At 62.0% G+C, this 14,636-nt stretch carries 9 protein-coding genes; all 9 read right to left on the bottom strand.

What is annotated here, in order from left to right; genetic code table 11:
* Position 1: 1 nt before the first annotated feature.
* Complete coding sequence (gene manD, locus TAN611_RS17180) at positions 2-1,216, bottom strand: D-mannonate dehydratase ManD (protein WP_105232131.1); 1,215 nt, start codon at positions 1,214-1,216, stop codon at positions 2-4.
* Positions 1,217-1,396: 180 nt separating this feature from the next.
* Positions 1,397-2,296 carry a lipid kinase YegS gene (yegS, locus tag TAN611_RS17175; protein WP_105232130.1) on the bottom strand — a complete coding sequence of 300 codons (900 nt, stop codon included), beginning with the start codon at positions 2,294-2,296 and terminating at the stop codon, positions 1,397-1,399.
* A gap of 522 nt (positions 2,297-2,818) precedes the next feature.
* Positions 2,819-4,174 (bottom strand): tRNA 5-hydroxyuridine modification protein YegQ, encoded by a 1,356-nt coding sequence (gene yegQ / locus TAN611_RS17170; RefSeq protein ID WP_111736644.1) that lies wholly within the window; start codon positions 4,172-4,174, stop codon positions 2,819-2,821.
* A 169-nt stretch (positions 4,175-4,343) separates the two neighbouring features.
* A complete protein-coding gene (locus tag TAN611_RS17165) occupies positions 4,344-4,688 on the bottom strand; it encodes a YegP family protein (RefSeq protein ID WP_105232128.1) in 345 nt (114 codons plus the stop codon).
* Positions 4,689-4,856: 168 nt separating this feature from the next.
* Positions 4,857-5,576, bottom strand: coding sequence for a two-component system response regulator BaeR (baeR, locus tag TAN611_RS17160; protein ID WP_105232127.1), 720 nt, complete (start codon positions 5,574-5,576; stop codon positions 4,857-4,859).
* Complete coding sequence (gene baeS / locus TAN611_RS17155; protein WP_105232126.1) at positions 5,576-6,967, bottom strand: two-component system sensor histidine kinase BaeS; 1,392 nt, start codon at positions 6,965-6,967, stop codon at positions 5,576-5,578. The genes baeR and baeS overlap by 1 nt, the downstream gene beginning before the upstream one ends.
* Positions 6,968-7,021: 54 nt before the next feature.
* Positions 7,022-10,102, bottom strand: a complete 3,081-nt coding sequence (gene mdtC, locus TAN611_RS17150; RefSeq protein WP_203066787.1) for a multidrug efflux RND transporter permease subunit MdtC — start codon at positions 10,100-10,102, stop codon at positions 7,022-7,024.
* Positions 10,099-13,218: an MdtB/MuxB family multidrug efflux RND transporter permease subunit gene (locus tag TAN611_RS17145; protein WP_105232124.1), complete on the bottom strand. Its 3,120-nt coding sequence runs from the start codon at positions 13,216-13,218 to the stop codon at positions 10,099-10,101. Before TAN611_RS17145 ends, mdtC begins: the two co-directional genes overlap by 4 nt.
* Complete coding sequence (locus TAN611_RS17140) at positions 13,218-14,459, bottom strand: MdtA/MuxA family multidrug efflux RND transporter periplasmic adaptor subunit (RefSeq protein WP_105232123.1); 1,242 nt, start codon at positions 14,457-14,459, stop codon at positions 13,218-13,220. The genes TAN611_RS17145 and TAN611_RS17140 overlap by 1 nt, the downstream gene beginning before the upstream one ends.
* Between the last annotated feature and the right edge of the window lie 177 nt (positions 14,460-14,636).

Below are 14,636 nucleotides of genomic sequence, written 5' to 3'. Positions count from 1 at the left end.
GTTACCAGTTCCACAGGGTGCCGTCTTCCAGGCGCGCGACCGGCAGATAGGCCGGGTCGTAGGGGTATTTGGCCGCCAGCTTTTCGTCGAACTCGATGCCGATGCCCGGCTTGTCGCCCGGATGCATATAGCCGTTATCGAAGGTCCAGCTGTGGGGGAACACCTCCAGCATCTGTTCCGAATAGCCCATATACTCCTGCACGCCGAAGTTCGGCACCCACAGGTCGAAGTGCAGCGCTGCCGCCATGCAGACCGGCGACAGATCGGAAGGGCCGTGCGAGCCGGTGCGCACCTGATACAGCGAGGCGAAATCGGCGATGCGCCGCATACCGGTGATGCCGCCAGCGTGGGTGAGCGTGGTGCGGATATAGTCGATCAGCTGCTCTTCGATCAGTTGCTTGCAGTCCCAGATGCTGTTGAACACTTCGCCGACGGCGATCGGCGTGACGGTGTGCTGGCGGATCAGGCGGAAACAGGCCTGGTTTTCCGCCGGCGTCGGGTCTTCCATCCAGAACAGGCGGTAAGGTTCGACGCTTTTACCGAAGCGGGCGGCCTCGATAGGCGTCAGCCGGTGGTGCATATCGTGCAGCAGATGCTGGTCGAAACCGAACCTGTCGCGCACCGCCTCAAACAGCTTCGGGGTGAAGTCGAGGTATTTCTCCGTCGACCACAGCTGCTCTTCCGGCCAGTGGCCTTTGGTCGCCGGCTCATAGGCCTGGCCTTTGCCTTTCGCCATGCCGTAGGTGGTTTTCATCCCCGGCACGCCGCACTGCACGCGGATCGCCTTAAAGCCCATTTCCTGGTGGCGGGCGTAATCGTCCAGTACCTCGTCGATGCTGTGGCCGGTGGTGTGGCAATAGACCATCACGCCGCTGCGCGAAGCGCCGCCAAGCAGCTGGTACAGCGGCATATTGGCCGCTTTGGCCTTGATATCCCACAGTGCCATATCGATGGCGGAAATGGCGGACATGGTCACCGGGCCGCGGCGCCAGTAGGCGCCCTTGTAAAAGAACTGCCAGATATCTTCGATCCGGTGCGCATCGCGGCCGATCAGCTGTGGGCACAGGTGGTCGCGCAGGTAGGAGGCGACTGACAGTTCGCGGCCGTTGAGCGTGGCGTCGCCCAGCCCGGTAATCCCTTCGTCGGTGGTGATTTTCAGGGTGACGAAATTCCTGCCGGGGCAGGTGACAAACACTTCAGCATTGATAATTTTCATCGCGTGCGCTTTCCGTTGTTCAGGCTGTATGATGGGCGAACATATGCCATGACCTAACTACCATACAAGTATGATTTGCGCATTTTGCGGGCGGCGATCACATTTCGCCCGTGTTAAGACGGACGGGGAAAACGGAAAGAGGGCGACGTAAATCGCCCTTCAGGCGGTGAGGCGGGGGAGTTAACCGAGCAGCTGACAGTTAGGCGGCAGGCGGCACAAAATGGCGTTCGGCAGCACCTCAATGCGGAAATGTTTGCCCTTCAGCGGTTCGCCGTCGAGGTTAAACGTCATCTCGTGCGGCGCGTCGATCTCCAGCCAGGGCAGCGCGGCGCTGACGATATTCTTGTTGTCGTCTTCATTAAACAGGCTGGCGACCAGGGCCGGCAGCAGTTCGCCGGCGATCAGCAACCGCAGCTGCAGCAGGCCGTCGTTGATCAGCGCATCCGGGCACAGTTGCTGGCCGCCGCCGGCCTGCTTGCCGTTACCGATGCCGATCACCAGTGCTTCGCCGCGCCAGGCGAAATCCGGCCCGCGGATTTCACAGCGGTCGGCCTTCAGGCTCTCCATGCGCAGCAGGCCGTGAATAAAGTAGGAGACGCCGCCCAGCGCCGCCTTGAGCTTTTCCGGCGTTTCGGTGGTGATACGCGTGCCGAAGCCGCCGGTGGCCATATTGATAAAGTAGCGTTCACCGTTGACGCAGGCCAGGTCGATCGGCACTGCACGGCCTTTAATCGCCAGGTTCAGCGCCTGTTCCGGCACCAGCGGAATATTACAGGCGGTGGCAAAGTCGTTGGCGGTGCCGAGCGGCAGGATGCCCAGCACCGGGCGCTGCCCGGCCGGTATCAGCGCCAGCGCGGCGGCCACTTCGTTGATGGTGCCGTCGCCGCCGCCGGCGATCAGCGTGCCGACGCCGAGCTGCCGCGCTTCTTCTACGTAGCGGGCGGCATCGCCGCCCTCCCAGGTAACGCGCACGTGCAGAATGTCGCCGGCCGCCCGCAGCTTTTGCACCGCAGCGCGCACCAGCTCATCGCCGGCGCCTTTACCGTTAATGATAAGTAATGTTGGCGCGTGTTGACCCATGTCTGTTGTCCTGCCTTGCTAAAATCCGTTGGTTATCAACGATAGACCACTGTCAATTCGGAAGCCATAAGAATATTCAGTTAAGGATATCGCATAGTGAAACGCATTTTCCGGATTTATCGTGCACGGCTGGAATATTGTTTTTTTGTTGTAGTGAAAAGTGTTGGGAATATATTAATTAAAATCGCTGTTATATATATTTATATTGGACGAGGGATTTCCTGTAAATATATAAGGTGAATGAATGGGGAACGGTATTAACCGGTGTCGGGGAGTGAAAAAGAAAAAGCCAGCCCAAGGGAGATTGGGCTGGCCAAGGAGGTGGTTCCTAGTATTGCTATGCAAATATTCTCGTTCTTTATTTTAGCGGTTTGATAGTAACGACTTTTCCCGCAGATTGGTGTGATCCAATTCTAATATTTGCACTTCTATGTGTTTTATTTCTGTGAACTCCCCTCATATTTAGGACTTTTCTCGTAAATTGAGGGGGGATTGCCATTCAAATCTCGTGTGCGGCGCGTGTTATTTTTCCGCCGCGCCGTTGGCCTGCGGTAAATTACGAATCAGCAGGGCGTAGCTGAGGTCGACGTCCTGCGGGATCGGCAAATACACCAGATGGCCGTTGCCCGGCGCCACCGTTATCGCCTCATCTTTTTTATTGCGCATGCTGTCCAGCGTAAACTGGATGTTGCCGCCCGGCGTCATCAGCTCCACGCTGTCGCCGCAGGAGAATTTGTTTTTTACATCCACCTCGGCCCAGCCGTCACGGCGTACGCCGGTGAACTCGCCGACGAACTGCTGCCGCTCGGAAACGGAGGAGCCGTAGTCGTAGTTCTGATGCGCGTCGTGGGTGTGGCGGCGCAGGAAACCTTCGGTATAGCCGCGGTGCGCCAGGCCTTCCAGCGTGGTGAGCAGGCTGGCGTCGAACGGTTTGCCGGCGGCGGCATCATCGATGGCGCGGCGGTAGACCTGCGCGGTGCGGGCGCAGTAGTAGAAGGACTTGGTGCGGCCTTCGATTTTCAGTGAATGCACGCCAAGCTGCGTCAGGCGCTCCACGTGCTGAATGGCGCGCAGATCCTTGGAGTTCATGATGTAGGTGCCGTGTTCGTCTTCGAACGCGCTCATATATTCGCCCGGCTTCTGCGCTTCGGACAGCATAAAGACCTTATCGGTCGGCGCGCCGATGCCGAGCGTCGGCTCAACGGTTTGCACCGCGATCGGTTCATGCAGGTGCACGATGTTGCCGGCGTCGTCTTCTTTGCCTTCCTCGGCCTTGTACTGCCAGCGGCAGGCGTTGGTGCAGGTGCCCTGATTCGGATCGCGTTTGTTGATATAGCCGGACAGCAGGCAGCGGCCGGAGTAGGCCATGCACAGAGCGCCGTGTACGAAGACTTCCAGCTCCATCTCCGGCACCTGGCTGCGGATCTCGGCGATCTCCTCCAGCGACAGCTCACGGGACAAGATGACGCGCGTCAGCCCCATCTGATGCCAGAACTTCACCGTGGCCCAGTTCACCGCATTGGCCTGCACCGACAGGTGGATCGCCATCTGCGGGAAGGCTTCGCGCACCAGCATAATCAGGCCGGGATCGGACATGATCAGCGCGTCCGGCCCCATATCCACCACCGGCTTCAGATCGCGCAGAAAGGTCTTCAGCTTGGCGTTGTGCGGCGCGATATTGACCACCACATAGAATTTTTTGCCCAGCGCGTGGGCTTCGTTGATGCCCTGCGCCAGGTTCTCGTGATTGAATTCGTTGTTGCGTACCCGCAGGCTGTAGCGTGGCTGGCCGGCGTAAACCGCATCGGCGCCGTAGGCGAAGGCGTAACGCATGTTCTTCAGCGTGCCGGCCGGGGAGAGGAGTTCCGGTGTAAACATAGTGATTCTCAGTCTGATTTCAAGTCAGCGTCGCGCCACCTGATGGCGCGGCGAAAGCGAGGAATTGTAGCGGCAGCGCGCGCGGAAATCAGCAAGTAACCGGAGTTTCTTAGTGGGAATTGATTTATATCATAGTGAGACGCGCAGCGCGGACGCTGCGCGGGGGAAATTAGCCGGCGCTGAGGTCGCGCACATCGGTGGTCGGGCCGTTTTTGATCACCGACTGGATGCCGTTTTTCGCGGCGCTGTCTGAGCTGTACATCTGGCTGGTGCCGATTACCTGGTGGTTTTTGGCCTTCAGCACAAAGTAGGGCTTGCCGCTGCTGCTGACTTTGCTTTCATACTGCGCTTCGTGCGGGGAGTTGGTCTGCACCGAGGCGATGCCGTTTTCCGCCGACGCCTTGCTGGTATACATTTCGCTGGAAAGAATGATCTCGCCGTTGCTGGCTTTTAACGTGAAGTGAAACTGTCCGTTGCTGCCGGATTTTTTTAGTTCATAGTGGCCGTTTGCCATGGGTCCTTCTCCTGTAGGTTCAGACATACGATGAGCCGCCGTCTTTCAGCGGCCGCAGGCGCGCCGCTGAAATATGCTGCTACTAAGTGTAGCCAATGCCTTGAATTTCGGAGCGTTGAAATCGCGTAAAAGGCGCAGTGCGGCGACAAAAGCCCGCCGCAGCGGGGATCAGAGACCGTTGACCAGCCGGCAGGGTTCGGCTTCCCAGCGGTAGCCGACGCCGTAGACGGAGCGGATGAACGCCTTGTCGCCGTCGAGCAGTTCCAGCTTGCGGCGCAGGTTTTTTATGTGGCTGTCGATGGTGCGGTCGGTCACCACCCGGTAATCATCGTAGAGGTTGTTCAGCAACTGCTCGCGTGAGAACACATTGCCCGGTTGGCTGGCCAGGGTTTTCAGCAGGCGGAACTCCGCCGGCGTCAGATCCAGTATCTGGCCCTGATAGCTGGCCTGAAAGCGCGGTTCGTCGATATGCAGCAGCGCATCTTCCTGCCCCTGCGCATCGCCGGGGCGGTAACAGCGTCGCAGAATGGTTTTTACCCGCGCCACCACTTCCCGCGGGCTGTACGGCTTGCAGATATAGTCGTCCGCACCGATTTCCAGCCCCAGCAGACGGTCAATCTCTTCGATTTTCGCCGTCACCATCATGATGGGAATATCGCTGAAGCGGCGCAGTTCGCGGCAGACCGTCAGACCGTCGCTGCCCGGCAGCATCAAATCCAGCAGGATCAGCGCCGGTGGCTGTTGCTGCACCGCCGGCACCACGTCGCTGCCGTTGGTCAGCCAGCGGGTGGCGTAACCGGCGGCCTGCAGATAATCCACCAGCAGCTGGCCCAGTTTGGGTTCATCTTCCACGATCATGATCTGTAACGGTTGGTTGAGCGTTTCCATCAGGATGCCTTGTTCTTTACTGGGGAGCTGGGATAGGGGAATTCTAGCGCAATGCGCACCCCGCCCAAAGGTGAGTGCTGCGCGTAAATACGCCCGCCGTGGGCTTCGGCGATATTCTGGCAGATTGACAGCCCAAGCCCGGAGCCGCCGCTGGCGCGGTTGCGCGAGCCTTCGGTGCGGTAGAAACGCTCAAGGATGCGCGGCAACTGGTCGTCATGCACGCCGGGAGCGCTGTCCTGCCAGTACAGCAGCAGGCTGCCGGGCTTCACCTCGGCGCCGATCTCCAGCGTGCCGCCGGCGTCGGTATAGCGCAGGCTGTTTTCCAGCAGATTGTTAAACAGCTGGTGGAGACGATCCGGGTCGCCGAACAGCGGCGCGCGCTCCGGCAGGCGGGTGACGATGTTCAGCCCCTTGGCGTGGAAGCGCTCGCGGAAGGCGGCGACCGACACCTGCAGCAGATGGACGCAGTCTACCTGCGACTTGCGATAGGCCAGAGCACCGAGGTCGGACAGCGACAGCTGGTGCAAATCATCCACCAGCTTGGTCAGCGTGGCGACTTCCGCCTGCAGTGAGCCGAGCGAATCCGGCGTCGGCTGGCGCACGCCGTCCTGCAGCGCCTCCAGTTCGCCGCGCAGCACCGCCAGCGGGGTGCGCAGCTCATGGGAGACGTCGGCCATAAACGCCCGGCGCATGCGTTCATTTTTTTCCAGTGAGGTGGCGAGCTGGTTAAAGTCCTGCGCCAGCCGTCCCAGCTCATCCTGGCTGCTGACCGCGACGCGGGCGCTGAAGTCGCCGGCCGCCAGCCGGTGGGTGCCGGCCACTAGACGTTTGACCGGTGCCAGCAGGCCGCGCGACATCAGCAGGGTGGCGGCGGCGGCCAGCAGCGCCGACAGTGCGGCAATCAGCCAGCTGGTGCGTTTTTGCTGGCGGTCGAAGTTGATATCGGCGTTGCGCGTCAGCCGCTCCGGCGGCGTGGCGATCACCCAGCCGACGATCTGGTTGTTATAGCGGATCGGCTGCCGGGTGCCCTCTTTGGGGAACGGGCCGGAGTGGCCCACCAGACGCCGGAACCGGCTGTCGACCACCCAGAACTGCGTACGCCAGCCCTTCGGCGGCAGGTTATGGCTGCTGTCGCTGCTCTGCTCAAATGAACGCATAATCTGATACACCACCCGATCGTTGTTGCGCAGAAACGCCCAGTTGCCGTGGCGGCTGTACTGATCTTCCAGCGCATCGCTCAGCATGGCGATACGCTGCTCGTTGCTGTGCTTGATGTAGTCGATAAAACCGCGTTCAAAGCTGAGGCGCACGCCCCAGTGCATGGTGATCAGCACCAGCATACAGGTGGCGAAGATGGCCAGAAACAGCTTGCCGGTAATGCCTATTTTCATTCAGTCCTCGTTGCGCTTGTCTGGCGCGTTGCTCTGGGTTGCAGCCGCGTCGCGCTACTCCGGCAGCGGCTGCAGCTTTTTACCGCGCCGCAGGCGCGTCTGCAATCGGTCGAAATAGAGGTACACCACCGGCGTGGTGTACAGCGTCAGCAGCTGGCTCATCAGCAGCCCGCCGGCGATGGTGACCCCCAGCGGCTGACGCAGCTCCGCGCCGTCGCCGCTGGTCAGCACCAGCGGCAGCGCGCCGAACAGCGCCGCCAGCGTGGTCATCATAATCGGCCGGAAGCGCAGCAGGCTGGCTTGGAAAATCGCCTCGCGCGCGCTGATGCCGCCGCGGCGCTGCGCGTCGAGCGCAAAGTCGACCATCATGATGGCGTTCTTTTTCACGATGCCGATCAGCAGCATGATACCGATCAGCGCAATCAGGCTAAAGGCCGCGCCGAACAACTCCAGCGCCAGCAGCGCGCCGACCCCGGCGGAGGGCAGGGTGGAGAGAATGGTCAGCGGGTGAATATAGCTTTCATACAGCACGCCGAGCACGATATACACCGTGGCGATCGCCGCCAGAATCAGGAACAGCTGCGAGCGCAGCGTATCCTGATACACCTGCGCGGTGCCGGCAAAGGCGCCGCGCACCGTCGGCGGCACGCTGAGCGCGGTCATGGTGCGCTCGATGGCTGCGGTAGCGTCGGACAGGCTGCCGCCGTCCGGCAGGTTGAACGAAATGGTCGACGCCGCCGTCAGCCCCTGATGGTTCACCGACAGCGGCGCGTTGGCCGGCCGCCAGCTGGCGAAGTAGGAGAGCGGAATGGCTTTCCCTTCGTTATTGATGACGAACATCTTTTCCAGCGCGCTGACGTCCTGGGTATACGGCGGCGCCACTTCCATCACTACCTTGTACTGATTGAGCGGCTGATAGATGGTTGAGATCTGGCGCTGGCCGAAGGCGTTATTCAGCAGGTTATTGGCGTCGCTGACGGAAATGCCGAGGCGCGCCATGGTTTCGCGGTCGTAGACCAGATCCAGTTCGGAGCCTTTGTCCTGCTGATCGGAGTTAACGTCCGTCAGCGCCGGCAGTTTCGCCAGCGCGTCGCGGATCTTCGGCTCCCATTCGCGCAGCGCGCCGAGGTCGTCCGCCAGCAGCGTGTACTGGTAGCTGGCGTTGGCCTGACGGCCGCCGGCGCGGATATCCTGCACCGCCATCAGGAACAGGTTGGCACCCGGCTCTTTCGCCAGTTTGCCGCGCAGGCGGGCGATCACCTGCTGGGCGCTGCTGCTGCGTTCGGACAGCGGTTTCAGCGAGATAAACATCGAACCGGAGTTGGTGCGCGACCCGCCGGTAAAGCCGGTGACGTTATCCACGTCCGGGTCTTCCCGCACGATTTTCATAAAGTCTTCCAGCTTACTGCGCATTGCCTGGAAGGAGATGCTCTGGTCCGCCTGAATAAAGCCCATCAGCCGGCCGGTGTCCTGCTCCGGGAAGAAGGTCTTCGGGATGCTGACGTACAGCCAGACGTTGAGGGCGATGGTGGCGAGAAACAGCGCCAGCACCCAGCGGGCATGGCCCAGCACCCAGTTGAGCGAGCGGCCGTAGCCCTGCTGCAGCGCGTTAAGCAGCCGGCCGAAACCGCGGGTGCGGCGCTGGGCGCGCGCCGGCTGATGGCGCAGCAGATAGGCGCACATCATCGGCGTCAGCGTCAGCGAGATAATCAGCGACAGGCCGATGGAGACCGACAGCGTGACGGCGAACTCGCGGAACAGCCGGCCGGGCAGCCCCTCCATCAGCAGCAGCGGAATAAACACCGCCACCAGCGAGACGCTCATCGACAGCACGGTAAAGCCGACCTCGCGCACCCCCTGCAGCGCGGCGTTGATCGGCTTGACGCCGGCTTCAACGTGGCGCGAGATATTCTCCAGCACCACGATGGCGTCATCCACCACAAAGCCGGTGGCGATGGTCAGCGCCATCAGCGACAGGTTGTTCAGGCTGAAGCCGCACAGGTACATGGCGGCGAAGGTGCCGATCAGCGACACCGGCACCGCCACCGCCGGGATCAGCGTGGCGCGGCCGGAACGCAGGAAGATAAACACCACCAGAATCACCAGCGCGATGGCGATCGCCAGCGACTGCTCCACCTCCGCCAGCGAGGCGCGGATGGTCGGCGAGCGATCCTGCGCGATATTCAGCTGGATCGACGCCGGGATATTCTCCTGCAGGTCCGGCAGCTCGGCGCGGATGCGGTCGATAGTGGCGATAATATTGGCGTCCGGCGCGCGGCTGACGGTCATAATGATCGCCGGTTTGGCGTTGGTCATGCCGGCGTTGCGCACGTTCTGCACCGAGTCTTTCACCTCGGCTACGTCGCCGAGGCGCACCGCCGAACCGTTGTTGTAATGAATGATCAGCGGCTGATAGTCGGCGGCGGTTTTCAGCTCGTCGTTGGTCTGCAGCTGCCAGCGCTGCTGCGGATTTTCCAGCGCGCCCTGCGGTTTGCGCACGTTGGCGCTGCTGATGGCCTGGCGCACGCTGTCGAGCGATACGCCCTGATTAAACAGCGCGCCGGGGTTGAGCTCCACCCGCACCGCCGGCAGCGAGCTGCCGCCCACCGACACGTCGCCGACCCCTTCGGTCTGGGCGATGCGCTGCGCCAGCTGGGTGGAGGCGAAATCATACAGCTGCCCCTGACTGTAAGTGTCGGAGGTCAGCGTCAGGATCATGATCGGCGCGTCGGACGGGTTGACCTTGCGGTAGCTGGGGCGGCTCGGCATGCCGCTGGGCAGCAGGCTCTGCGCCGCGTTAATCGCCGCCTGCACGTCGCGCGCCGCGCCGTTGATATCGCGATCCAGATCGAACTGCAAAATCACGCGGCTGCTGCCGAGTGAGCTCATCGAGGTCATTTCATTGACCCCGGCGATGCGTCCCAGCGCGCGCTCCAGCGGCGTCGCCACCGACGAGGCCATGGTTTCCGGCGAGGCGCCGGGCAGCGAGGCGCTGACCACGATCACCGGGAAATCCACCTGCGGCAACGGTGAGACCGGCAGCAGGCGAAAGCCCATCACGCCGGCAATGGCGATCGCCAGCGTCAGCAGCGTGGTGGCTACCGGGCGGTGGATAAATAGCGCAAAGAATCTCACGGCAGCTCCTGCGCGTCCGGCCGGCGGCGGGTGTTGCGCGCCAGTTTGTCAAACAGCAGATAAATCACCGGCGTGGTGAACAGCGTCAGGATCTGGCTCATGATCAGGCCGCCCACCATACAGACCCCCAGCGGCTGGCGCAGCTCCGCGCCGACGCCGGTGCTGAGCATCAGCGGCAGCGCGCCGAGCAGCGCCGCCAGCGTGGTCATCAGGATCGGCCGAAAGCGCAGCAGACAGGCCTGATAAATGGCGTCGTACGGCGTCATGCCCTGTTCGCGCTCCGCCGCCAGCGCAAAGTCGATCATCATGATGGCGTTTTTCTTCACGATGCCGATCAGCAAGATGATGCCGATGATGGCGATCACGTCCAGATCGTTGCCCGCCATCATCAGCGCCAGCAGCGCGCCGACGCCGGCTGTCGGCAGCGTCGACAGAATGGTCACCGGGTGGATAAAGCTTTCATACAGCACGCCGAGCACGATATACATCGCCACGACCGCCGCCAGAATCAGCCACAGCGTGCTGCCGAGCGCCGCCTGGAACGCCAGCGTCGCGCCCTGGAAGCGGGTGCTGATATCCTTCGGCAGGTTGAGGCGTTCCTCCGCCTGGGTAATGGCGTCCACCGCCTCGCCGAGCGAGTAACCGTCGTTAACGTTGAACGACACCGTCGCCGACGGGAACTGATCGAGATGGTTGATCGACAGCGGGCCGAAGCGTTCTTCAACCTTGGCAATGCTGCGCAGCGGCACCATGGCGCCGTCGCTGCCCGCGAGGCGGATATCATCCAGCGCTGCCAGGCCGGGGGTCTGGCTGACGTCATGCTCCAGCACGACGCGGTACTGGTTGGCCTGGGTATAGATGGTGGAGATCAGCCGCTGGCCGAAGGCGTTATACAGCGCGTTATCGACATCGCTCATGCTGACGCCGAGGCGCGTGGCCGAGTCGCGGTCGACGTTGACGTAGGCCACCAGCCCGCGGTCGAGCCAGTCGCTGGTGACGTCGGCCAGCTGCGGCGCCTGCTTCAGTTCATTCATCAGCTGTGGTACCCACAGGCTCAGCTCATCCAGCGACATCGCCTGCAGCGTGACCTGATACTGGGTGCGGCTCACCTGGGTATCGATGGTCAGATCCTGCACCGGCTGCAGATAGAGCTTCACCCCGGGAATGTTGGCCGTTTGCTGCTGCAGACGGCTGATGATCGCCGGAATACGTTCGCTGCGTTCGCTGAGCGGCTTCAGGTTGATCTGCAGCCGGCCGCTGTTGAGCGTGGCGTTGCTGCCGTCGATGCCGACGAAGGAGGTCAGGCTTTCGACCGCCGGATCTTTCAGGATTTGCGCGGCGACCTGCTGCTGACGCTCGGCCATATTGCTGAAGGAGACGCTCTGCGGCGCCTCCAGCGTGCCCTGAATAATGCCGTTGTCCTGTACCGGGAAGAAGCCTTTCGGGATCAGCAGGTACAGCAGCACCGTCAGCGCCAGCGTGGCGAACGCCACGCCCAGCGTCAGCCACGGGTGATTAAGCACGCTTTTCAGCCACACGCCGTAGCGGGCGATCACCCGCTCGAAAAAGCGTTCGCTGGCGGCGGAAAAGCGGTTCTGTTTACGCAGCGATTCGTGGCTCAGCATGCGCGCGCACATCATCGGCGTCAGCGTCAGCGACACCACGGCGGAGATCAGAATCGCCACCGCCAGCGTGACGGCGAACTCGCGGAACAGGCGACCGACGATATCGCCCATAAACAGCAGCGGAATCAGCACCGCCACCAGCGAGAAGGTGAGGGAGATAATGGTAAAGCCGATCTCACCGGCGCCTTTCAGTGCGGCATCCAGCGGCTTTTCGCCCTTTTCGATATAGCGCGAGATATTCTCTATCACCACGATAGCGTCATCGACCACGAAACCGGTGGCGATGGTCAGCGCCATCAGCGTCAGGTTGTTGACGGAAAAGCCGAGGAAATACATGGCGGCGAAGGTGCCGACCAGCGACAGCGGCACCGCCACGCTGGGAATAATGGTGGCCGGCACGTTGCGCAGGAAGACGTAAATCACCATCACCACCAGGGCGATCGCCAGCAACAGCTCGGACTGCACGTCGCTGACCGAGGCGCGGATGGTGGTGGTGCGGTCGGTCAGCACTTTCACATCCACCGATTTCGGCAGGCTTTTCACCAGCGTCGGCAGCATCTCGCGGATGCTGTCGGCGGTGGTGATGACGTTAACCCCCGGCTGGCGCTGAATATTCAGCACGATCGCCTGATCTTTATTGGCCCAGGCCGCCAGTTTGGTGTTCTCGGCGCCCTGTTCGACGGTGGCGATATCCCGCAGACGGATCGCCGCGCCGTCTTTGTAGGCGACAATCAGCTGGCGGTAATCGTCGGCGGACTTCATCTGGTCGTTGGCCGACAGCGTTACCGAGCGGGTGGGGCCGTCCAGGCTGCCCTTGGCGGAGTTGACGTTGGCGTTGCTGATGGCGCTGCGCACCGTTTCGCTGTCCAGCCCGTAGGCCGCCACCGCTGCGGCGTTCAGCCTGACGCGCACCGCCGGGCGCTGCCCGCCGGACAGCGTCACCAGCCCGACGCCGGTGACCTGCGAGATTTTCTGTGCGACGCGGGTTTCCACCATATCTTCCACCTGCGTCATCGGCATGGCGCTGGAGGTGACCGCCAGCGTCATAATCGGCGGGTCGGCCGGGTTGACCTTGCTGTAAATCGGCGGGTAGGGCAGGTCATTCGGCAGTAGATTGGTGGCCGAGTTGATGGCCGCCTGAACTTCCTGCTCGGCGACGTCCAGCGGCAGTTCGAGCTGGAACTGCAGCGTCACCACCGACGCGCCGCCGGAGCTTTGCGACGACATCTGTTTCAGCCCGGACATCTGGCCGAACTGCCGTTCCAGCGGCGCGGTGATCGCCGAGGTCACCACGTCAGGGCTGGCGCCGGGGTACAGCGTCACTACCTGAATGGTGGGGTAATCCACTTCCGGCAGGGCGGACACCGGCAGCGCGCGGTAGCCGATAATGCCCGCCAGCAGGATGGCCACCATCAGCAGCGTGGTGGCGACCGGACGCAGGATAAACAGGCGGGACGGCCCGCCGTTAGCCTTATGCGGCGTCGGCTGCATCAGGATTTCCCCTGCACTTGCGGCTGGCGGCGCGGCGTGGCGGCTGCCGGCGTTTCCTGCGGCGTCAGCACCTCGACCTGAATGCCGTCGGTCAGACGGTCGATGCCGTCGGTAACCACCCGGTCACCGGCGCTCAGGCCGGCGCTGATCACCACCTGTTGGCTGTCCTGCACGCCGGTGGTGACGCGGTGTTTACTGACGGTATTGTCATCCCCCAGCGTCCAGACGAAGTTGCCCTCGTTGTCCATCTGCAGCGCCGCCGTCGGGATCACCACCGCGTTGTGCAGGGTATCCACTTTCAGGCGCGCGTTGACGAACTGGTTGGGGAACAGCTCATCATCCTGATTGCTAAAGCGCGCTTTGAGCTTGATGGTGCCGGTGGCGGTATCTATCTGGTTATCCAGGCTCAGCAGGCTGCCGGTCGCCAGCCGCTGCGAATTGGTGCGGTCCCAGGCTTCGACCGCCACCGCACCGGCCTTCTGCGCCTTAAGCAGATCGGCGATATTGCCTTCCGGCAGGGTAAACACCACGTCGATCGGCCGGGTTTGGGTGATCACCACCAGCGGCGTGCTGCTGCCGCTGGTGATGTAGTTGCCGACGTCGACCTGCTTCAGCCCGACGCGGCCGTCAATCGGCGCGGTGATGCGGCTGTAGGTGATTTGCAGTTTGGCGCTGTCCACCGCGCCCTGATCGGCCTTGATCGCTCCTTCGGTCTGGCGCACCAGCGCCCGCTGCGCATCCAGATCCTGGCGAGAGATCAGATTGGTTTTCACCAGTTGCTGATAGCGCGCCAAATCCTGTCTGGCGTTGGCCAGCGTCGCCTGGTCTTTCGCCAGCTGGCCTTCGGCCTGCGTCAGCTGCACCTGGAACGGACGCGGGTCAATCTCCGCCAGCAGATCGCCGGCCTTGACCTGTTGCCCTTCGGTAAAGTGAATGGCCATCAGCTGCCCGTCGACCCGGCTGGTGACGGTGACGGTATTCGCCGCGCTGGCGGTGCCCAGCCCGGACAGATAACGCGGCACGGTCTGCTGCATGGCGGTTGCCGCCTGTACCGGCGACATCGGCATCTTGCGCCGTCCGCCATTATTCGCCTGTTTGCCCGCCGCCTGGCGGGCGGACGGCAGCGGTTCGACGGGTGCGGCGGCGAAAAAATGTCGCCAAATCAACACGGCGGCGATAACCAACAGCGCGAGAACGACAAGGCGCAGGATCAAGGGGCGGCGTTGAGGTTTTGCATTCATGACGATGAAAATACTCCAAAGGCGGGCAACAAGCCGAAAGGCCAACTTCTTATAGGATACTAGTTTACCGGCCGTTACCGGGATAAAAATGGAGGAAAAATGGAGGAATCGTCAGTTTTCCATGAAGAGAAAGAGGGTTTACCGATAAGCGTCGCGTTTTTGGCGTTTGATTATATT

Origin of the sequence: Serratia sp. Tan611 (genome assembly GCF_905188235.1) — a bacterium.
GTDB lineage: Bacteria > Pseudomonadota > Gammaproteobacteria > Enterobacterales > Enterobacteriaceae > Serratia_B > Serratia_B rhizosphaerae.
This window is presented reverse-complemented; position numbering and strand designations above follow the sequence as displayed.

Coding starts and splice junctions, on each gene's coding strand:
- TAN611_RS17140 (WP_105232123.1), bottom strand. CDS start 14,459: ATGAATGCAAAACCTCAACGCCGCCCCTTGATCCTGCGCCTTGTCGTT.
- yegS (WP_105232130.1), bottom strand. CDS start 2,296: ATGGGTCAACACGCGCCAACATTACTTATCATTAACGGTAAAGGCGCC.
- yegQ (WP_111736644.1), bottom strand. CDS start 4,174: ATGTTTACACCGGAACTCCTCTCCCCGGCCGGCACGCTGAAGAACATG.
- baeR (WP_105232127.1), bottom strand. CDS start 5,576: ATGGAAACGCTCAACCAACCGTTACAGATCATGATCGTGGAAGATGAA.
- manD (WP_105232131.1), bottom strand. CDS start 1,216: ATGAAAATTATCAATGCTGAAGTGTTTGTCACCTGCCCCGGCAGGAAT.
- baeS (WP_105232126.1), bottom strand. CDS start 6,967: ATGAAAATAGGCATTACCGGCAAGCTGTTTCTGGCCATCTTCGCCACC.
- TAN611_RS17165 (WP_105232128.1), bottom strand. CDS start 4,688: ATGGCAAACGGCCACTATGAACTAAAAAAATCCGGCAGCAACGGACAG.
- TAN611_RS17145 (WP_105232124.1), bottom strand. CDS start 13,218: ATGCAGCCGACGCCGCATAAGGCTAACGGCGGGCCGTCCCGCCTGTTT.